This is a genomic window from Catenulispora sp. GAS73 (assembly GCF_041262085.1).
Classification (GTDB): Bacteria; Actinomycetota; Actinomycetes; order Streptomycetales; family Catenulisporaceae; genus Catenulispora.
Window position 1 is genome coordinate 245,067 of sequence record NZ_JBGCCM010000005.1, and the last position, 18,859, is coordinate 263,925.

At 69.9% G+C, this 18,859-nt stretch carries 19 protein-coding genes; 5 read left to right on the forward strand and 14 right to left on the reverse strand.

The features are described 5' to 3' along the window. Positions 1 to 26 precede the first annotated feature (26 nt). From ABH935_RS09680 to ABH935_RS09695, 4 genes are all read right to left on the reverse strand, one after another. Positions 27 to 1,979, reverse strand: coding sequence for a VgrG-related protein (locus tag ABH935_RS09680; RefSeq protein ID WP_370377472.1), 1,953 nt, complete (start codon positions 1,977 to 1,979; stop codon positions 27 to 29). 5 nt (positions 1,980 to 1,984) lie between these two features. Then, positions 1,985 to 2,698, reverse strand: a complete 714-nt coding sequence (locus ABH935_RS09685; RefSeq protein ID WP_194919642.1) for a LysM peptidoglycan-binding domain-containing protein — start codon at positions 2,696 to 2,698, stop codon at positions 1,985 to 1,987. A gap of 5 nt (positions 2,699 to 2,703) precedes the next feature. Next, entirely contained in the window at positions 2,704 to 3,141 is a 438-nt protein-coding gene (locus ABH935_RS09690; RefSeq protein WP_370352056.1) for a phage tail protein, read from the reverse strand. Positions 3,142 to 3,204: 63 nt separating this feature from the next. Further along, positions 3,205 to 3,621, reverse strand: coding sequence for a hypothetical protein (locus tag ABH935_RS09695; protein WP_370377473.1), 417 nt, complete (start codon positions 3,619 to 3,621; stop codon positions 3,205 to 3,207). A 1,540-nt stretch (positions 3,622 to 5,161) separates the two neighbouring features. On the opposite strand from ABH935_RS09695, the gene ABH935_RS09700 reads away from it, so the two are divergent. Both ABH935_RS09700 and ABH935_RS09705 read left to right on the forward strand, forming a co-directional pair. Further along, entirely contained in the window at positions 5,162 to 5,362 is a 201-nt protein-coding gene (locus ABH935_RS09700) for a hypothetical protein (protein ID WP_370377474.1), read from the forward strand. Between the two features lie 225 nt (positions 5,363 to 5,587). Beyond that, a complete protein-coding gene (locus ABH935_RS09705; protein WP_370377475.1) occupies positions 5,588 to 5,875 on the forward strand; it encodes a hypothetical protein in 288 nt (95 codons plus the stop codon). Between the two features lie 711 nt (positions 5,876 to 6,586). On the opposite strand, the gene ABH935_RS09710 is transcribed toward ABH935_RS09705, so the two are convergent. The 4 genes from ABH935_RS09710 to ABH935_RS09725 form a co-directional block, all read right to left on the reverse strand. Beyond that, on the reverse strand, positions 6,587 to 6,742 hold the full coding sequence (locus tag ABH935_RS09710; RefSeq protein WP_370377476.1) for a DUF6760 family protein: 156 nt from the start codon (positions 6,740 to 6,742) through the stop codon (positions 6,587 to 6,589). Then, entirely contained in the window at positions 6,739 to 7,320 is a 582-nt protein-coding gene (locus ABH935_RS09715; RefSeq protein ID WP_370377477.1) for a hypothetical protein, read from the reverse strand. The genes ABH935_RS09710 and ABH935_RS09715 overlap by 4 nt, the downstream gene beginning before the upstream one ends. Continuing rightward, entirely contained in the window at positions 7,320 to 7,763 is a 444-nt protein-coding gene (locus ABH935_RS09720; RefSeq protein ID WP_370352050.1) for a phage tail protein, read from the reverse strand. Before ABH935_RS09720 ends, ABH935_RS09715 begins: the two co-directional genes overlap by 1 nt. Before the next feature lie 89 nt (positions 7,764 to 7,852). After that, on the reverse strand, positions 7,853 to 9,499 hold the full coding sequence (locus ABH935_RS09725; protein ID WP_370377478.1) for a phage tail sheath family protein: 1,647 nt from the start codon (positions 9,497 to 9,499) through the stop codon (positions 7,853 to 7,855). Between the two features lie 296 nt (positions 9,500 to 9,795). On the opposite strand from ABH935_RS09725, the gene ABH935_RS09730 reads away from it, so the two are divergent. Beyond that, the gene (locus ABH935_RS09730) at positions 9,796 to 11,223 is read left to right on the forward strand and encodes a hypothetical protein (protein WP_370377479.1); all 1,428 of its coding nucleotides are present in this window, start codon (positions 9,796 to 9,798) and stop codon (positions 11,221 to 11,223) included. Positions 11,224 to 11,307: 84 nt separating this feature from the next. On the opposite strand, the gene ABH935_RS09735 is transcribed toward ABH935_RS09730, so the two are convergent. Both ABH935_RS09735 and ABH935_RS09740 read right to left on the reverse strand, forming a co-directional pair. Then, entirely contained in the window at positions 11,308 to 12,987 is a 1,680-nt protein-coding gene (locus ABH935_RS09735; RefSeq protein ID WP_370377480.1) for an MFS transporter, read from the reverse strand. Next, positions 12,984 to 14,504: a long-chain fatty acid--CoA ligase gene (locus tag ABH935_RS09740; protein ID WP_370377481.1), complete on the reverse strand. Its 1,521-nt coding sequence runs from the start codon at positions 14,502 to 14,504 to the stop codon at positions 12,984 to 12,986. Before ABH935_RS09740 ends, ABH935_RS09735 begins: the two co-directional genes overlap by 4 nt. Before the next feature lie 111 nt (positions 14,505 to 14,615). Here ABH935_RS09740 and ABH935_RS09745 point away from each other — a divergent pair, with 111 nt between their 5' ends. Next, on the forward strand, positions 14,616 to 15,218 hold the full coding sequence (locus ABH935_RS09745; RefSeq protein WP_370377482.1) for a TetR/AcrR family transcriptional regulator: 603 nt from the start codon (positions 14,616 to 14,618) through the stop codon (positions 15,216 to 15,218). A gap of 71 nt (positions 15,219 to 15,289) precedes the next feature. Here ABH935_RS09745 and ABH935_RS09750 read toward each other — a convergent pair whose 3' ends face one another. The 3 genes from ABH935_RS09750 to ABH935_RS09760 all read right to left on the reverse strand — a co-directional run bounded on the left by ABH935_RS09750 (position 15,290) and on the right by ABH935_RS09760 (position 17,151). Then, positions 15,290 to 16,051 carry a DUF4118 domain-containing protein gene (locus ABH935_RS09750; protein WP_370377483.1) on the reverse strand — a complete coding sequence of 254 codons (762 nt, stop codon included), beginning with the start codon at positions 16,049 to 16,051 and terminating at the stop codon, positions 15,290 to 15,292. 82 nt (positions 16,052 to 16,133) lie between these two features. Further along, a complete protein-coding gene (locus tag ABH935_RS09755) occupies positions 16,134 to 16,598 on the reverse strand; it encodes a hypothetical protein (protein ID WP_370377484.1) in 465 nt (154 codons plus the stop codon). Between the two features lie 109 nt (positions 16,599 to 16,707). Further along, positions 16,708 to 17,151 (reverse strand): DUF4395 domain-containing protein, encoded by a 444-nt coding sequence (locus ABH935_RS09760; RefSeq protein WP_370377485.1) that lies wholly within the window; start codon positions 17,149 to 17,151, stop codon positions 16,708 to 16,710. A gap of 97 nt (positions 17,152 to 17,248) precedes the next feature. Between ABH935_RS09760 and ABH935_RS09765 the strand changes: the two genes are divergently transcribed. After that, positions 17,249 to 17,677: a thioredoxin family protein gene (locus tag ABH935_RS09765; RefSeq protein WP_370377486.1), complete on the forward strand. Its 429-nt coding sequence runs from the start codon at positions 17,249 to 17,251 to the stop codon at positions 17,675 to 17,677. Between the two features lie 83 nt (positions 17,678 to 17,760). On the opposite strand, the gene ABH935_RS09770 is transcribed toward ABH935_RS09765, so the two are convergent. Beyond that, a complete protein-coding gene (locus tag ABH935_RS09770) occupies positions 17,761 to 18,798 on the reverse strand; it encodes a cation diffusion facilitator family transporter (RefSeq protein WP_370377487.1) in 1,038 nt (345 codons plus the stop codon). Between the last annotated feature and the right edge of the window lie 61 nt (positions 18,799 to 18,859).

Genomic DNA, 18,859 nt, shown 5'->3' on the forward strand with positions numbered 1-18,859 from the left:
GCACCGTCGTATCGGAATGCGGCATCTCATATCACCACGATCTGCTGACCCTCGATCGTGCCGTCGCCGATGATGTTGACGGCGCCCTCCAGCGTGATCATGGCGGCCGTGAGATTGATCTCCGCGGACTCCACGGTGGTCAGCGGTGCGGACAGGTTCAGCTCGGTGGCCTTCAGCGACATCGAGACGTCGCTGGTGAGGCTGATGGCGGTGGCGCCGTAAATGCTCACCGCGCCCTCCGGCGTCATGGTGATGCTGGTGCTACCGGCGCGGATCGTGACGCCGCCGACCGGGGTCTTGCTCTCGATGGTGATCGGGCCGGTGGTGTTCTTGACGGTGATCGCGTTCTCCGTCTTGTCCAGATGGACGCTCTGCTCGCCGTCGTTCGTCAGGAGTTTGGCACCGGCGTTCATGGCGTACTCGTCGTCGAGCAGTTCCAGCCGGTGGCCGCGCCGGGAGGACACGGCCAGCACGTTCGGGATGCCGTCCTTGGAGACCAGGTCGTCGACGGTAAACTTGGTGGGCTTGTTCACGCCGTTGTACAGGCCGCCCAGGACGTAGGGCTGGTCGAAGTCGCCGCGGTCGAAGGTGACCAGGACCTCGTCGTTGACGGCGTAGCCGATGAAGCCGCCGGAGCCCGGGGAGCCGGCGGGGATGTGGCCGCCGGCGCCGCCGATGGTCGGGGCCATGCCGCCCGCGGCGCTGACGCCGCCGTGCTGCACGGTGCGGGCCCAGTCGCTGACGTAGTCGTCGTCGAGCCAGGGGAAGCGCAGCTTGACCCGGCCCATACGCAGCGGGTCGTGGATGTCGGTGACGATCGCGCTGACCACGCCGCTCATCCGGTGCCCGGTGCCGCCGGGTCCGCCCGGACCGCCGGCGCCGCCGGAGGCCAGGCCGTACAGGGAGCGGAACTGGCGGCCGGTCATCGAGACCCAGGTCTCGTACGTGCCCTGTTCGAACACGTGCCGGACGCCGGTGACGGTGTAGGCGCCGTCGAAGGGCGTGCCGGCCTTGGTCAGCGTGACGGACTTGTCGGGCAGCAGCTGCGGCGTGCCGCGGACCGCGACTTCGAGCTCTGCAAAGGACGAGGTGACGTCGGTGGCCAGGGACTTGGCCGCGGAGTCGGTCTCGGTCTGGCTGACGTAGGGGGTGCCGGTCTCGACCAGGGTGCCGGTGCCGAACGGCGAGGACACCTGCCCCGGGATCAGGCCGGCCAGCACGTCGGGGTTCTCCACCGCCGGGGCCCGGCCGACCAGGGTCTGCTTGGTGACCATGTTCCAGCCCCGCGAGGTGACCATCGAGACCTGGTCGGCGGCGGTGAAGCCGGAACGGCAGCGCAGGGTGTTGGCGCCGAACTCCAGCACGTACGGACTCTTGGCCGCGCTGAGGCCGGCCAGCGGCACGGCCTTGACCGGGGCCCGGAAGTGCAGCAGGCCCATGTTGTCGAAGTACACGACCTTGCCGCAGCGCTCGGCCAGGCCCTGGATGAAGGTCCAGTCGTCGATGTTGGGCTGCGAGGTCTGTGAGTCCGGGGGCGGCGGGGGCGTGGACTCGATCTTGCCGATCGAGACCCCGTGCTCGCCGGCCACCTGGCGGACGATGTCGGAGGCGGACATGTTCTTGTACAGCGCCACCCGCCGCTTGCGCAGCAGCTTGAAGGCGTGGTCCATGCCGCGGATGACGGTGTAGAAGTCGCCGCCGGAGTAGTCGGCCTCGATACCGGTGACCTGGCCGGTGATCAGCGGCTGGTCCTCGCCGATGAGCCCGGCCACCGCGAAGACGGTCACCGGGGCGCCGATCTTCAACTGCCCGTAGAGGGACATCAGCAGGCGGGTCTTGTCCTTGAAGGCGATGTGGAACGTGGAGGGCACGTTGAGGCTGGACTCCACCCAGCAGGAGTCCAGGGAGGCCTTCAGGAGCCGGGGCAGCGCGCCGCCGATCTCGACCTTGGGGACCGAGGAGAAGGAGCCGAAACTCACGCCGGTTACCTCCGGACCTGGTCGGGGGCGGGGATGAGCAGTTCGTGGCCCGGGGTGAGGCGCATCGGGTCGTCGATCTCGTTGGCCTCGGCGATGGTGCGCCAGGCGGTCGCGTCGCCGTACTCGGACCAGGCCATCGACTGCAGCGTGTCCCCGGCGCGCACGCGGTGTGAGCGGTGCGCGGACAGCGCGCCGGACGTTGGGTTCTGACCGAGGGTGAGCGAGGGGATCTGAGTAATCGTCAGATCACAGGTGGCCCGGAGGGGAACTCCGGAGGGGTCGAAGTACGTGTAGTTGGCAGAGATGTTCTGGACATATGCGTTGAAACTGACCGTTGAGAAGCTGCCCCACTGGAAGAAGACCCACGGCGTGGAGGGCTGGAAGGCGGCGATCGACTGGTCGGTGACCTCGCAGCACTTCAGGAGGGCTTCGACGTCGTCCTGGACCTTGGTGCCGGCCGGGGTCATGGAGGAGTCGAGGAAGAGCTGGAAGGAGAGGGTGTAGGGATCGGCGCCGCCGAAGCTGGGGATGCTGACGTACTTGAACAGGGGCAGCGGCGTGCTGCTCCAGTTGGCGCTCTTGGCCAGCGTCAGCGTCTCCGGGTTGAACTGGAAGTTGATCTCCCGCATGGTGCCGCCGGGCTCCAGGGCCGGGCCGATCGGCGGTTCCTTGATGGTGAGCGAGGCCTTGACGAGGCTGACTCCGGGCTGCGAGGACATGCGGATCACGCTCCCGATTCGGTGAAGCCGTGGTGGGCGATGACCAGCCGCTCGGTGGCCACGGTGTTGCTGGTGGGGTCCAGCGTCGGGCCGCTCCAGCTGACCGGCAGCACGTCCAGCAGGCCCCACTGCACGACCAGCGAGCCGTCCGCGCGCAAAGCGGCGATCTGCGCGGTCGGACGCTGGATGCCGGTGGCGATGGAGGAGATCCAGGCGGCGATCTTGCTGCTGTCCGGAGTCAGGGGGCGGATGAGGGTGATGTTGCCGTGGCTGACCCGGCCCGGGAGGTAGGTGGTGTAGCCGTTGTTGCCGCCCTCTTTGTGCTGGTAGACCTCCACCTCCGCGGTCAGGCCCTCGCACTGGTTGAACAGGCCGAGGTCCTGGCCGTCGATGGTCAGCTTGAAGAACAGGCTGGAGCCGGGGTCCTGGGTGGCGGTGGTCATGGTTTCGGTCTGTCCTTATTCGAGGTGCTGGTTTGCTTGTGGAGCGCCGGCATGCCGGGAGTATTAGCGTCCTGAGTCACGTAGGCGCCCCGTCCGTTCACGGTCCATGCGCAACTCAGTGCGAAGCAGCCGGGCCAGCGGCGCCACCAGCTTCTCGGCGAGCTGCTCCATCTCCTGGTGCTCGCCGCGACCCCGGTTCCGTCCGGAGCCACCGCCGCGTGACCCGGAGCCGGACCCCTGGTCGATACGACGGTGGCCGAGCAGCGTCCCGGCGATGGGATTGGCGTCGGCGACCATGTCCAGGCCCCGCTGCTTGACGACCTCCCGGAACTGCGAGGGGTCGCGGATGAGCGTGGCGGCGTCACGGACGTCGGCGATCTTGTCGGAGAAGCCGCCGACCTGGTCGCCGACGGTGTAACTGAGGCGCTGCCGGCTGTCGCGCGCCTGCTCGCTGACGGCGTCGGCGAGGAAGGAGGACATCGGCGCACGCTGCACTGGCGGCGGCGCGGCCGGGGCACGGAACGCCATCGGGAGGGGCAGCGGAGCGGCGGCGGGTGTGGCGGGGCGGTGGATGGGGATGGCTCGCTGGATGCGGGTCGGGGTGAGGCTGGTCGAGGTGGAGCCAGTCGGGATGGAGCCGGTTGGGGCGGAGCTTGTTGGGGTGGCCGGGCGCGTGGGTACTGCGGCGGGGCGGCCGGACGCCGGGGCTGCGTGCCCAACTGCGGCGGCGGTGTAGCTGGCCGCCGAGGCTGCGCGCCCGACTGCTGCGGCGGGACGGCCGGCTGCTGATGTGGCGTGGCCGAGTGGTCCGGCGGGGCTGGTGGCTGAAGTAGTCGGCGTCTCGGAAGTCGAGCGACTGAGCGAGTCAGACACCTGGCCGGCCGATGGGACCATCGCCGAGCGCTGGATCGGCGGCAGGCTGGTTGTTGAGGCTGCTGCCAGGCGCCGGATCGGGGTGGGCTGAGCGTTCGCCGAGCGCCGAACAGGTCCGGGAGCGGCTGCCGATGCACCGGCACCGGTCTGGCCAGATGCCGGTGAGTCCGAGCCCGAACTGTTCGAATCAGCCGCCGTGGCCGAACGCTGAATCGCGCCCGTTGAGATCGCCGGACCAGCAGCAGTCGTGGAGGCCGAGGCCGAACCTTGGAGCGAGCTAGCTGCATCCGGGCCCTCAGACGAGCCAGGATTCGATGAGACTGCGGCCGAGCGCGCAATCGGAGCAGCGGTTGAGGAGATCGGTGCCGGGCCCACGGCCGGGGCATTCCGGGTCACGCGCCGGATCGGGGCGGCCGACGCCGTGACCGAGCGCTGGACCGGGGCGGCGGGTGCCGATGAGCCTGCGGGTGCCGAACCCTCGCTCGTGCCAAGAGTCGCCGAGCGCTGGATCGGGCTGGCAGCAGTGTTCGGCGAGCTCGATGCCGGGCCCTGAATCGGGCCGGCCTGCGAGCCCACGCCGGTTGAGCCGGAGGTCGGCGCGGCTGTGGCTGAGCGCTGGATCGGGCTGGTGGCCGCGCCGGTCGACTCATCAATGCTGCTTGGCGGGCTCGATACAGGACGCTGAATCGGCCCAGCCTGCGGGTCTGCGCCAATCAGACCGGAACTTGGCAGGGCTGTAGCCAAGCGCTCGATCGGCCCTGCGCCGGTCGGACCGGGACTTGGCAAGGTTGTAGCCGAGCGCTCAATCGGGCCGGTGCCAGTCAGACCGGGGCTTGGCGAGGCTGCGATTGAGCGCTGGATCGGGCCAGCGCCAGTCAGACCGGAACTTGGCAAGGCTGTAGCCGAGCGCTCGATCGGCCCCGTGCCAGTCGGACCGGGGCTTGGCGAGGCTGCGGCTGAGCGCTCGATCGGGCCGGTGCCAGTCAGACCGGAACTTGGCGAGGCTGCGGCTGAGCGCTGGATCAGGCCAGCCTGCGAGCCAGCGCCGGTCAGTCCAGAACCCGGCAAAGGCGCGGTCGAACGCTGGACCGGGCTAGCGCCAGTCGGGCGCGAATCAGGGGCCGCATCGGGTGAGCTGGCGGCGTTGGTGATCGGGCGCGCTGTCGAGCGCTGGATCGGGCCGGCACCGGCCTGCGAAGGTGAGCCACCGACTGGGCCGGTCGCCGCCGAGGCCGCGGGTGAGCTGGCCGAGCTCATGCCCATCGCTGCGGCCGATGCCTCGCGCTGGATCGCGCCGCTGTCGGCGTTCGGCTGGGTCGGTGCTTCGGCGGCGTGGGGGCGGTTGTAGACCGGTCGGACCGGTTCGCGTCGGCTGGCACGCTGCACCGTTGCGGCGCCGCCGGCCGATGCTGGCGCCTCGGGGGCGGGGAAGCCGGAGAGGTGTCGTGATCCGAGCAGTGGCCTGGTTTGCGTGGTCGGGGTGGGGGAAGCCGGTCGCGAGTTGAGGCGGACCGGGGCGGTGTGGCGCGCTGCTGCGGGGGTCTGCGGCTGCACGCCGGTGGAGGCCGCTGGCGTGGCGGGAAGAGACTTCGTGGCCGAGGGCGTGGGGGCCGGCGATTCCGGGGCGACGCTCGGGGGTGGCGCGGCGCTCGGGGGTGGCGTTGAGCCTGCGCGCCGCTGGACTGCGCGGATCGGCATGGATTGTGGCGTCGATGGGACAGTGCGCTGCACCGTGGGCAGGCTGAAGCCTGCCGGGGTGGAGGTGGGGCGCTGGGCGTTCGTCGCGTCGGGTGCCGAGGCGCGCTGGACTGTCGACGGGTCGCCGACGCCGCCTCGCGGGTTCGCGGGCTGCGAGCGCTGAATCGCCGGGGGCGTTGGTGAGGCCGGCGGAGGTTGCGCTACCGAACCCGGCGTGGCGCGCTGGACCGGTGCGACCGACCGTACGCGGGGCGCCACCGCGGCCTCGGTCAGGCGGGGTCGAGTCGTGCGCGTCGGGTTGGGGCGTGCGACGGGCTGCGCGGGGGTGCGGATCGTCGACTGGCGTACCACCGGCGTCGGTATAGGCGACGTGGCAGGAGCCGACGCAGGTTCGGACGCCTCCGCGCTCCGCTGAACCGGCGTGGTCAGCGGCAGGTTCAGTGCCGGGAGCCCGAGCGACGCGGGGTTCCCGGTGCGCGCGATCGCGCGAGCGACCACACGGCCGGTCGGCGCGTCCGTGCGGACCTGGCGGCGCGGCTCGCGCTGGAACGAAGGGTTCTGCCACGTCGCCAGGCGCGCGCCGAAGTTCGACTCCGAGACGCCGCCCGCGCCGGAGCGGCTGACGCCGCGCATCGTCGGGACCGCTGCCCATTCACGTCGCTGCACCGCTGCTCCGCCTGACGAGACCTCTGAAGCCGAACCATCGCCTGACGAGTCAGCCGACGGTGCACTTGTGCTCGGGCCGACGGTGCTCATGCCAGCCATCGGCCCGGCCGACCCCGCGTCAAGACCAGCGTCGGCACCGACGTCAGTAGCGGCACCGGCGTCACCACCACCCGCACCTTGCACCCGTCGCGAGAAGATCCCCATCGGCTCAGCCCTCCGAAGCGCGCGCGTTGAGCCCGGCGATGCCGGTCACGAAGCCGCGCCGGTCGCCGTGCTCCAGGTCGAGGATCTGGTCCAGGCCCCAGTGGAAGTGGTAGGCGACGTACGCGACCTCGTCGCGGAGCTGGTCGGCCGCGTACGTCACGATTCCCCCAGGCGGCTCCCGCCGAGGTCGATCTCGAAGTCCTCCGCGCAGTTCGGGCACGTCACCGAGGCCAGGGTGTGGCCCTCGGCGTTGATCTGCTCGTAGAAGTCCTGCAGGAAGGCCAGGTCCGAGGCGAACATGTTCTCCACGATCCCGTCGTGGACCATCGGCAGGGTGCCCAGGCGGGTGATCACGCGGCCGAGCAGGACCACCGACAGGTACGCCGGGTTCTCGCGCACGCGCACGTCCCGCAGCGGGACGAGTTCGTCGCGGGCCGTGGACAGCCGCATGGAGCCGCGGCGGTGGACCGTGCCGGCGTCGTCGACGTAGCCGCGCGGGAGTTCGAAGTCGAATTCCGTACGGAGGGTGTCGACGCGAGCGGAGCCGGAGGTGGAGGCGGAAGCAGGGGCAGCGGCAGCCAGAGAGCCGGCCTCGGCCAGCGCGACCGCCGTCCCGCCGCCGTCCGCCAACCCGGAAGCCGCACCGGAAGCCGTACCAGGCACCGCCCCAGAAGCCGCGGCAGCCTGCGCCGGCACCGCCGGGGCCGCCGTCGCGGCCCCCGGGAGCGAGCGCTTCATCAGGCGATGACCAGTTCTTCGAAGGTGATCGTGACCTGCTCGGTCAGCACCTGGGCCTCACCGGCCTTGGTCCCGGCCGTCTCGACCTTGCAGCACCACGCGTTGCGCAGGTCGTAGCGCTTGATCGGGTTGTTCATGTAGTCCATGTAGATGATCGTCGCGTTCTTGCGCGCCGAGCCCATGTTCCCGGCCAGCGACTCGTTGATCCAGTTCGTGAAGGACGAGCTCTGGGTCTGGCCGCGGGTCACCGACACGGTGCCGCCCTGGGAGATGCCCGGCATCATCCGGACGATCGGCTTGCCCTGCGGGTTGTTCTGCACGTGCTTGATCACATCCTGCTCCAGCTGGAGCGCGCCGACCTCGGCCAGGTACTCGACCTGCACGCCGTCGATCTGGAGGGCGAAATTGTGCGCGGCGGCGGAGTCGCCGTTCATCAAACCCATGGTGATCCGATTCCTTTAAGTGTGCGTGAGTGTGCGCTCACCGCGGTGAACGTGGTGAATAAGGGGTCGAAGATGGTGAGCGGGCTCACCTACTCCTCCAGTTCGCTGCCGCCGCCGGAGATCTGCGCGAGGCGGAACACCACGAACTCGGCCGGCTTCACCGGGGCGATGCCGATCTCGCAGATCACCCGGCCGACGTCCACCGACTCCGGGGGGTTGGTCTCCTCGTCGCACTTGACGTAGAACGAGTCCTCGGCGCGGGAGCCGAACAGCGCGCCGCCGCGCCATTCGTTGACCAGGAACGCCGAGATGTTGCGGCGCACGCGCGCCCACAACGCCTGGTCGTTCGGCTCGAAGACCACCCACTGCGTCCCGGAGAGGATCGACTCCTCCAGGTAGTTGAAGTAGCGGCGCACGTTCAGGTAGCGCCACGCCGGGTCCGAGGACAGGGTGCGGGCGCCCCAGATGCGGATGCCGCGGCCGGGGAAGGCGCGGATGCAGTTCACGCCGATCGGGTTGAGCAGGTCCTGCTCGCCCTTGGTGATCTGCAGCTCCAGGTCCACCGCGCCGCGCACGATCTCGTTGGCCGGGGCCTTGTGCACGCCGCGCTCGGCGTCGCTGCGGGCCCAGACGCCGGCCATGTGGCCGCTGGGCGGGACCGCGATCGACTTGCCGGCGGCCGGGTCGAAGACCCGGATCCACGGGTAGTACATCGCCGCGTAGTGCGAGTCGTAGCCGGCTCCGGTCTGGCGCCAGGTGCGGATCTGCTGGGCGTTGAGGTTCGGCAGCGGGTCGATGATCGCGACCCGGTCGCCCATCAGTTCGCAGTGCCCGATCAGCGCCGTCTGGACCGCCTTGACCTCCTCCTCGGAGATCGTGCCCTGCTGGTAGGCCGACATCAGGTCCGGGACCGCGACCATGGTGATCTCGTCGATGGCCTCCAGGCCGCCGAAGCCGGTGCGGTCGGCGGAGTCGCCGATGTAGGAGCCGGTGGACACCGGGGCCGACGACGGCGCGTCGCCGCCGGCAGCGCCGCTACCAGCGGCCGAAGCCGGGACCGCCACGCTCTGGTTGTCCGGCCGGGCCAGGGTCCCGGACCCGGCCTCCTCGACGATGATGAGCTTGGAGCGCTCGCGCACCTGCGTGGTGACGTACGACCGGCCGGCCTTCTTGTTCGCCGACACGTCGAAGGTCTCTGCGACCTTGTCGTCGACCTTGACCAGCAGCCGGAAGCGGTCCGCGGCGTCGCCGCCCTTGTCGCCGCCGCTCTCGCCGGCCGGGACGTCGGTGACCTCGACCGTGACCGGCCCGGAGGCGCCGGGCTGGGTGGTGACCTTGAACCCGCCCAGCGCGACCGGCTCGCCGGCGGTCAGAGCCTGGCGCTCGGCACCGGTCACGACGCCCCGGTGGCCGGAGCTGACGGCCCGGCCGTTGCCCCCGTTCACGGCGCCCGGACCGGCCAGGCCGCCCTCGACGCCGCCGACGCGGACCACGTAGGCGGTCGTCCCGCCGTTGTTGAAGAACCCGTACACCGAATGGGCCAGGTAGTAGCCCTCGGTGAACTCGCCGAACTCGGCGACGAACTGGGACCAGTTGGTGACCAGCGTCGGCGCGTTCAGGGCCCCTCGCGGCGCGAGGCCGACAAAGGCCGCGACCGAGGTGCCCACGCCCTCGATCGGCCGCGAGCCGCTGGCGACCTCTTCCACGTAGACGCCTGGCGACAGATATGTCGGCATGGTCGATGTCTCCTCGAAAAACCGTACTCGGGTGCGAAACCCGTACTCGGGCAAAAAAGTTCAGCCGCCACACTGACCGATGTCGGCGCCCCCTCGACAGGTCCACAGGGACGGACACAGGTGCACTCGGTTCTGCCCCTACGGGCGGGGCCGGTAGACCCCTGAGTCCGGGATTGGTCCGGGAATCCCCAAGCCGTGGTCGAAAGCCTCTGACCGGCCCGTAAGGTGTCCGGGCAGGCCCGGCCGAGCAGTCGGCGCGGGCGCACGCCGGCAAGGAACGCAGGGAGCAGCGGATCGTGTGGGTTGATGTGAACCCGGTGACGGCGGACGTCGAACCGGGTGGCGAGGCGACGGTGACGATCACCGTGCGCAACACCGGCGACATCGTCGAGGAATACCACCTGCAAGCCACCGGCGACCCCGGACAATGGGCCGTCGTCGAACCACAAACCCTGCGCCTGTACCCCGGAACCACCGGCACCGCACAACTCACCTTCACACCGCCACGCAGCTCCGAAGCCCAAGCCGGCCCACAGCCCTACGCGGTGAAAGTCACCCCGCGCGAAGACCGCGAGAACACCTTCGCCATCGAAGGCATCCTGCGCGTCGCAGAATTCGCCGACCTCCGCGCCGAACTCGTACCGGCCACCACCCGAGGCTGGCACCGCGGCCGCGTCCGACTCGCCGTCGACAACTACAGCAACATCGCCACCAGCGCCGCCGTAACCACCACCTCCAACAACACCAACCTGCACATCGACATCCGCACCCCAGCCCTGCGACTCCAACCCGGACGCGCACAATTCAGCAAATTCGCCGTCCGACCCGGGCGACTGCTGTGGTTCGGCGTCAAAGCCCGGCACCAATACAGCATCACCGTCACCCCGTCGGGTTTGGGACAACCGGTCAGCCTGCAAGGCACGTATCTGCAATCGGCGCTACTGCCACGCTGGCTTCAACGACTACTGATGTTCTTCGCCGCCGCAGCCGCGGCTGTGCTGGCGCTGTGGTTCGGCATCCACCCCTCCTTCGCCTCCAGCACGCAGGCTTCACCACAACCCGCCGCCGCGACCGGCCCGCAGGTGATCGTCGTCCAGCCGACACCGTCCGCACCGCCCAGCACCCCGTCGCCGAAGCCCCCGACGTCCTCGACCGCGCCGCCGCCTTCGACCTCCAGCGCCGTCGCCCCGCCGCCGTCGACGTCCAAGCCCGCTCCCCCACCGCCTCCCTCGACGTCCAAGCCCGCTCCGCCGCCCCCGCCGAAGCAGACCAAGACGACCAACATCCTCAATTACGCGGCCAACGGCTCGATGGACCTGAACATGGACCAGTTCAACGACGGCCAGCCGATCGGTGTCTGGGAGACCAATCACAGCAACGCGCAAACCTGGACCGTCTGGCAGTACTCGGACGGGACCATCGTCATCCAGTCCGATGACAAGCCGGAGAGCGCCGGTACGAAGGTCCTCCAGGTGGATCCCACCAACGCCACCGACGTCGACATCTCGGACGACTGGGCCGGAGTGCAGGGACTCCAGGCGCACCTCACGGCCGACTTCCAGCTGTGGACCTGGACCAGCATCCCGGGCAACACCAACTACGGCGTGCTGAAGAACAAGCACACCGGGACCTGTGTCTCCAACACCGGCATGCACGGGTTCTTCACGATGGCGCCGTGCAACACCGGGGACCAGAACCAGTGGTTCTGGCTGTTCGCCGTCTGATTCGAGGCGACAACCGACGGCCCGCCGTCACGCAGTGCGTGACGGCGGGCCGTCGTATCAGGGAGCGACTAACGAACCATCAGCTCACGTGGCCGGAGCCTCCTGCAACTTGGCCAACTCCGCCGCGACCGCCTGCTCGTGCGCCTCGGCGTCCTCCCGCGCCTTGCGCGGACTCCACCGGCCGCGCATGGCGGCCGCGAAGGGCAGGAACAGGATCTGCCCGGCCAGCGCCACCCACCACCAGGTCTGCCACTGCTTGGGCCCGTCCTTGACCGCCTTGGCCACGGACGCGCCGTGCGCCTGGAGGATCGCGATCTCCGGCTGCGCCTGCTGCACCGTCTGCAGGTTCGCCAGCCCGACCTGGGCCACCGCCTGCCCGAGCACGTCCGGCGGGATCGCGGCCGGGTTCGGCGGGTACTTGGCCAGCTCGGCGAAGATCGCCGGGTGCGCGTCGATAATTGCCAGCGCCGGTCCGGCCTTCGCCTGCGCGGCGGCCACCTCGGCGCCGTGGTCCACGATCGGCGTCACCGACGTCACCACCACCGGCACGAACGCCGCCGACACCGCGACCACCACGCGCAGGATCCAGCCCCACACCGCCAGGCCGGTCGCCGTGGCCGCCGGGTTCTTCTCCTCGACGGTCTCGGTGAACGCCGCCATCCACGGCGCGTAGGTCACCCCGGCCAGCGCGCCGCCGATCAGGAACAGCACGGCGAAGGTGTAGTAGCCGGTGTGCGCGTGTGTGGCCAGCAGCGCGAAGATCGTCGTGGTGGTGATGGTGCCGACGCAGCCCACGATCATCAGGGGTTTGCGGACCTTGAGCTTGTCCGAGATCAGCCCGGCGGCCACCAGGGAGACCGCGTTGGAGGCCCAGTACCAGTTCGCGACCGCGTTGGCGCGCTGCTCGCTGTAGCCGTAGACCGAGGAGAAGTAGATGACCAGGTTGCCGACCAGCGCGTAGTACAGCAGCAGGTACACGCTGACCGCGAACGCAGGGCCCGCGATGCCCGGCCGCAGCATCTGCCGCCAGTGCCCGGCCAGCGCCTGCTCCGGGTCGATGCCGCGGGCCCGTGCCTCGACCAGCGCGCGGTCGCGCATGCTGACCATGATCTGGTCGCGCAGCCGGGGCGAGAGCTCGCGCAGCGCGAACAGCGCCAGCACGAACACGATCAGGGAGCTGATCCCGGAGTAGTGGAGTTCGTCCTGCCAGGTCGAGCTGCCCAGGGTGTGGCTGGTCACGGTGGTCACCACCAGGCTGCCGACCACCGGTCCGATGGCCCAGAAGCCCATCGCGGTGGCCCGGCCCAGCTGCGGCGAGAAGTCGCGGATCAGCGCCGGGGTGGCGACCAGGATGATGCCCTCGACGAAGAACAGCGCGGCGAACAGGGCCAGGAACTCGCCCTTGCTCGACGTGCTGGGCAGGATCAGCACCAGGATGCCGGCCACGAGAAGCCCGTAGACGACCAGGTTGGCGCGGCCCCAGCGGTCGGCCAGGCCCGCGAGCAGCGAGGAGGCGGCGCCCACGGCGTTGCCGATGACCGACATCCAGATGAAGTAGGTGAAGGTCATGTGGTAGCGGGTGATGATCGACGTCGCCACCGCGTACTGGATGTAGAGGAGGTAGTACAGGACGATGGTGGTCAGCACGACGATGCCCAGATAGGCGTAGCGGCGTGCGGACTCCGGATAGGCGGCCAGGTCTCGGCGCCAGAGGCGGTTCAGGACACCTGGTCCGGCATCCACTGCGATGCTCGAAGAACTCACGTCCGCAACTCCTTCTTCAGGATCTTGCCGGTCGGCCCTATCGGTAGGGCACTGAGAAACTTCACTTCACGCGGGTACTTGTAGGCCGCCATCCGGTCTTTGCAGAACGCAATGACGTCCTGCTCGTCCGCCTGCGCTCCGGCCTTGAGCGCGACGTACGCCACCACCTCCTCCCCCAGCCGCTCGTCGGCGCGTCCGATGACCGCGGCCTCGGCGATCGCCGGATGCGTGTACAGGACTTCCTCGACCTCGCGCGGGTAGACGTTGAACCCGCCGCGGATGACCAGGTCCTTCTTGCGGTCGACGATGTAGAAGTAGCCGTCCTCGTCGGCGTAGCCGAGGTCGCCGGTGTGGAACCAGCCGTCGCGGACCGCCTCGGCGGTGGCCTCGGGGTTGTTCCAGTAGCCCTTCATCATGTTGTGGCCGCGGATGACGATCTCGCCGACGTGCTCGGGGCCCGGCGGCAGCGTGCGGTCCGCGTCGTCGACCACGCGGGTCTCGATGCCCCAGACCGCTTTGCCGATGGAGCCGACCTTGCGTTGTTCGGCGCTGATGTTGAAGGTCGTGGTGCTCGCCGACTCCGACAGGCCGTAGCCCTCCAGGATCACCACGCCGGGGAACTTCTCCTCGAAGGCCCGGATCACCTCGCCGGGGATCGCGGCGCCGCCGGAGCAGCCGACGCGCAGCGCCGACAGGTCGTGCTCCGAGGTGTAGGCGTGCAGGAGCGCGAAGAACATCGTGGGGACGCCGGAGAAGATGGTGCAGCGGTGCTTCTCCATCGTGTCCAGGACCGGGGTGGTCTCGAAGCGCGGGACCAGCGCCATCGTGCCGCCATAGCGGACCACGACGTTCAGGACGCTGGACAGGCCGAACACGTGGAAGAGCGGGAGGACCGCGAGGATCACGTCGTCTTCGCGGATGCCGAAGAGCTCGCCGGAGACGGTGCAGTTCATGAAGAGCTGGAAGTGCGTCAGCTCGGCGCCCTTCGGCTTGCCGGTGGTACCGCTGGTGTAGAGGACCACGGCGGTGTCGTCGGCGTTGGTCGGTGCGATGTCGCCGGTGTCGGTGGCGTTAAGGAGTTCTGCGAAGGGATGCGTGCCGGCCGGTGTCTCGTCGAATCCGGGCACACCCACGACGTAGACCGGGATCCCGCCGGCCTCCTGGGCCCCGGCGACCGCCTCGGCCGCCAGCGGAGCACAGGCCACCAGGATCCTCGATCCCGAATCCTGCAGGTGGTAAGCGATCTCGTGGCCCTTGAGCAGCGGGTTCAGCGGAACCATGATCAGCCCGGCCTTGAGGATGCCGAAGTAGCAGAGCAGGAACTCCGGCAGGTTCGGCAGCTGCACCGCGACCCGGTCCCCGCGTTCCAGACCGAGCGCGAGCAGGGCGGCGGCCACTCGGCCGGAGTCCTCGTCGACCTGCTCGTAGGTGAGGGTCCGGTCCTGGCTGTGGCACAGCGGCTTGCCCGGATGGGCGTACCGCGACTCGCGGAGGATCGTCGCGAGGTTGAAGGTCATCGGCGCTCTCACTTCCCGGTCACAGACCGACCGCCCGGTATGTTTCGCCTTAGTATCGTCTTGAATCCCGTGCTGTCAATGGGTGCGATCAGGACCCTGACGAGGAGCGACATGACTGAGCAGGACCGGACGAAGGTGCAGCGCGGGCAGGCCCGGGAGCGGATCGTCGCCGCCGCCACGAACCTGTTCGGCCGCCAGGGCTACGAGGCCACGACCACCCGCCAGATCGTGGAGGCCGCGCAGGTCACCAAGGGCGCGTTGTACCACTGGTTCAGCTCCAAGGAGGAGCTGCTCACCAGCATCTACCGAGAACTGCTCGCCGAACAGACCCAGCGCCTGGAGGCGATCACGGCCGCCGACGGCCCGGCCGACGTCCGCCTGTCCCGCGCGGTCACCGACCTGTTCGCGCACATGGACGACCACGCCGAGCCGCTGACCGTCTGGGCCCGCTCCATGCACCTGGTGGCCGGCGAGCACGCCGCGGCCGTGCGCGCCGAGCGCCGCCGCTACCAGCACCTGTTCCAGGACCTGGTCGAGGAGGGTCAGAAGGCCGGGGTGTTCCGGGCCGACGTGGCGGCCAGCGTCATCACGAACACGTTCCTGAGCAGCGTGGTGCAGATCCACCGCTGGTTCCACGCGGACGGGCCGCTGACGCGCCGGGAGTTGGGGACGCAGATGGTGAGCTTGTTCCTGGACGGCGTGCGGGTCGCCTGAGGCGACAACCGGCTCACGTCGGCAGCACTATTGCCAAGCCAGCACTATCGCCAAGCCACAGATCAGCAAGCTCAGGCGTCCACCGGCACCCGCCCCGCATCGCGCGCGAGCACCACCCCGACCTGCGCCGCGAGCATCGCAGCGACCTGCCGGGCGGCCGGCGACGGGGTCGTGCCGGGCTGCGGGGTGAGCATGAAGCGGCCGAGGGTGCGACCGCCGGAGCGGGCCAGCAGTTCGACGTCCGCGTCGGGGAATCCGTAGCCCTCGACGTTCCAGGGCTTGCCGTTCCAGATCAGCGTGCCGTCATCGGTGAGGCGCGGCGGATGGCCGAGGATACGGCCGCGCTCGAAGCGCGCCGCGCGCAGGCCGAGCAGCATCACGAGTTGGGCCCGCACGTGCTCGACCACTTCCGGAGACCGGTGCTGGTCCGCGACGAGCCGCGACGTGAAGCGCAGTTCGGCCAGGTACGCGGTGTCGTAGACGAAGGTGCGGTGGGCCCGGCGGGCACGCGCCGCGAGTTCGCTCACCGCCGCACCGACGGCCAGGAGCAGAACGGTGGTCTGGATGTCGGTGCCGCGCGTGATGCTCAGCCGCTCGTAGGGCACGGTCCAGAAGAAGTCGAACCACAGCGCGGCCGACGCTGCCGCGACGATGCCGGCCACCCGGTGACCGTTGGCCGCGACCGCGACGACGACCGCCACGAGCAGCAGCGCCATCGCGGAGTTCGCCAGCGAGCCCCGCCAGGGCAGCAAGACCGTCGCGACCGCCAGGGGCAGGAGCACGGCGGCCGTCCCGGCCCAGCGGTCGCGGTGCACTCGGTCGAAAATCCTCATACCCCACGAATACCCCGGTTCGGGGCGTCCGGCTGTTTGCATCGCGTGTGCGTTCAGCGAGGCTTTCAACCGGCGGGGCGGCTCACATCCCGCAGATGCTGGCGACGATCTGCGCGTCGCGCAGCGCCTCCGAGGTGTCGGGCTGACGCCCGGCAGCCGCCTGGCTCACGATCGCCTGCAGGTCGTCGGCGACCTTGTTCATCGCGTCCTTCCCACCGGGCTTCTGCGTCACTGCGGCGGCGGCCCGCAACTGGCCGATCGAAGTGTTGGCGGCGCTGACGGCCGCCTGCAGGTTGGTGTTGGTCTGGGCCCGCTCAGCGTTCTGAATCGCGAGCATGGCCTGGGTGCAACCGGTGTCGGTCCCGCTGTTCCCGCCCGTGCCGCCCGAGGTCCCGCCGGTGCCGCCGGACGTCCCGCCGGTCAAACCGCCCACGCCGCCGCTCGACGTCCCGCCCGCGCCGACCGTGCCCGAACTCGAACACCCGGCGAGCAGCAGCGCGGCACACACGGTACCGACCACCGCAGGTATACGAGGACGAGTGGACATGGATCGACCCCCACTGTTCAACTAGCTCGTTCTCCACGAGGCGCCCGTTGTCAGCGGCCGTATGGACGAGCCAGGCCGCTGACTTTAGGTCAGGACCCTAGCATCGAACTCAGGTGGCTTGTCCCCGCACCCGGACCAGGATCAGGTACATCTCGCACCCGAGGCAGAACCCGAACGCCGCGTTGAGGAACGCCGCAGCCAGCGCCAACGCGGTGGCGGCGATGCCCAGCGCCGGCACGCCGGCCAGATAGCCGGCGGCCCCGACGACCGCGAACACCACGCCGACGCCCTGCGCGAACCGCGGCGGCGCCTCGTCCTCGAACGCGGTCGGCGGCCCGAGGCGCGGACGGACCAGGTGCGCGAACAGCAGACCGTAGGGCGCACGCCGGAGGCCTGCGAGAGCACCGACGGCGAAGACGAGCGCCTGCGCGGCCAGGAGCCATCCGCTCCCGGTCGCGAGCACCACCACGAGCACGACGGTAGTGACCGTCGCGCCGAACCTCGGGCCGCGGACGTCGATGCCCGCGGGCGCTGTGACCTGCGTTTCCGTCATGCGGCAAAGGTAGGTCGGAGTTCTCGATGAGACGATAGGTGTCTCACGCACCGGACAAGGGGGGAATAACCCGCGAGACGTCGTCACTGTGTCCTGCATGGATGTCACGGGAGTACTGGCGGCGGTGGGCGTGCTGGCGGCGGCCTCGGCCTTCGGGCTGTGGCGCCGACGGACCGACGGCGCGGTGAAGGCGGCCCCGTCCACGGACACGGACCAGCTGACGGCCTCGGACCTCGGCATCGACCTGGATCCGCGGGCGACGCTGGTCCAGTTCTCCTCGAAGGTCTGCCAGTACTGCGGACCGACCCGCCGTGTCCTGACCGAGCTGGCCGACCGGCACGCCGTGTCCTTCCTCGACATCGACGCCGAGGAACGGCTGGATCTGGCCCGCCGCCTGACCGTGCTGCGGACGCCGACCGTGCTGCTGCTCGACGGCGCGGGCCGCATCACGCACCGGGTCTCGGGCCCGCCGCGGCGGGCCGAGCTCGCGGCCGCCGTCGGGTCGCTGGTCGGCGCGGATCAGTAGCCGGTAGGCGGATCCAGTAGCCGGTAGGCAGATCGATAACTTCCGGCAGAGTAGTTGTCGATAGTCAGATCAGCGGCCGGCAGTCAGTGATCGTGCGGTCCGGTCCGATGCACCGGTCCGTGCGTGTCCTCGCAGTGCCCGGAACCGTTGTCCGGCGCGCTGTGCGCGATCTGCAAGACGTCGCCCTCGACGTCCCCGAGATGGTCGACCTGCAACGTCGCGTGGCTGATCCCGTGCGCGTCCTGCAGCTGCTGTTGCAGCACGCGCCGCACGTTGTGACAGTCCCCGCCGGGCACCACCAGGACATGCGCGCTCAGCGCCGCCTGCCCCGAGGTGATCTCCCAGATATGCAGGTCGTGGACCTCTATCACCTGCTCGACGGCCGCCATCTGGTCCCCCACCGCGTCCGGGTCGACGCCGGCCGGCGCGGCCTCCAGGAAGATCCGCCCGGCCGCCGTCACCAGCCCGAGCCCGGCCTTGAGCATCAGCGCCACGACCACCAGCGTGGCGATCGCGTCGGCGCGGGCGAAGCCGGTCAGCACCACGACCAGCCCGGCGGCCGCGGTGGCGATGAAGCCGTACAGGTCGGTCAGGATGTGCTGGAAGGCGCCCTCGACGTTCAACGAGGTCCGGTTGGCCTTGGAGATCGACCAGGCCGCGGCGATGTTCACCGCCACCCCGACGAGCGCGGTGGCGAGCACCAGGCCGCCGGTCACCTCCGGCGGGCTGATCAGCCGCCGCACCGCCTCGAACGCCAGCACCGCGGACAGCACCAGCAGCGTCACGCCGTTGGCCTGCGCGGAGAGGATCTCGGCGCGCTTGAGCCCGAAGGTGTAGCCGCCGCGCGCGGGCCGGGCGGCCAGCCGCATCGCGAACAGCGCCAGCAGGATCGAGCCGGCGTCGGTGAGCATGTGCGCAGCGTCGGAGAGCAGGGCCAGGGAGTGCGCGAGCACGCCGATGACGACCTCGACCGACATGAAGCCGAGGATCAGCGCCAGGCCGATCAGCAGCCAGCGGCGGTCGGCGTCGCCGGCCACGCCGTGGCTGTGGCCGGCGTGGCCGCGGCCGCCGCCGTCGCCGTGGCCGCCACGCTCGTCGTGGTCGTGGTCATGCTCAGACACTCTGCTCCCACCGGGCCGGGATCCTGAAGGTGACACCCGAAGTGAATCGCACATTTGCGTA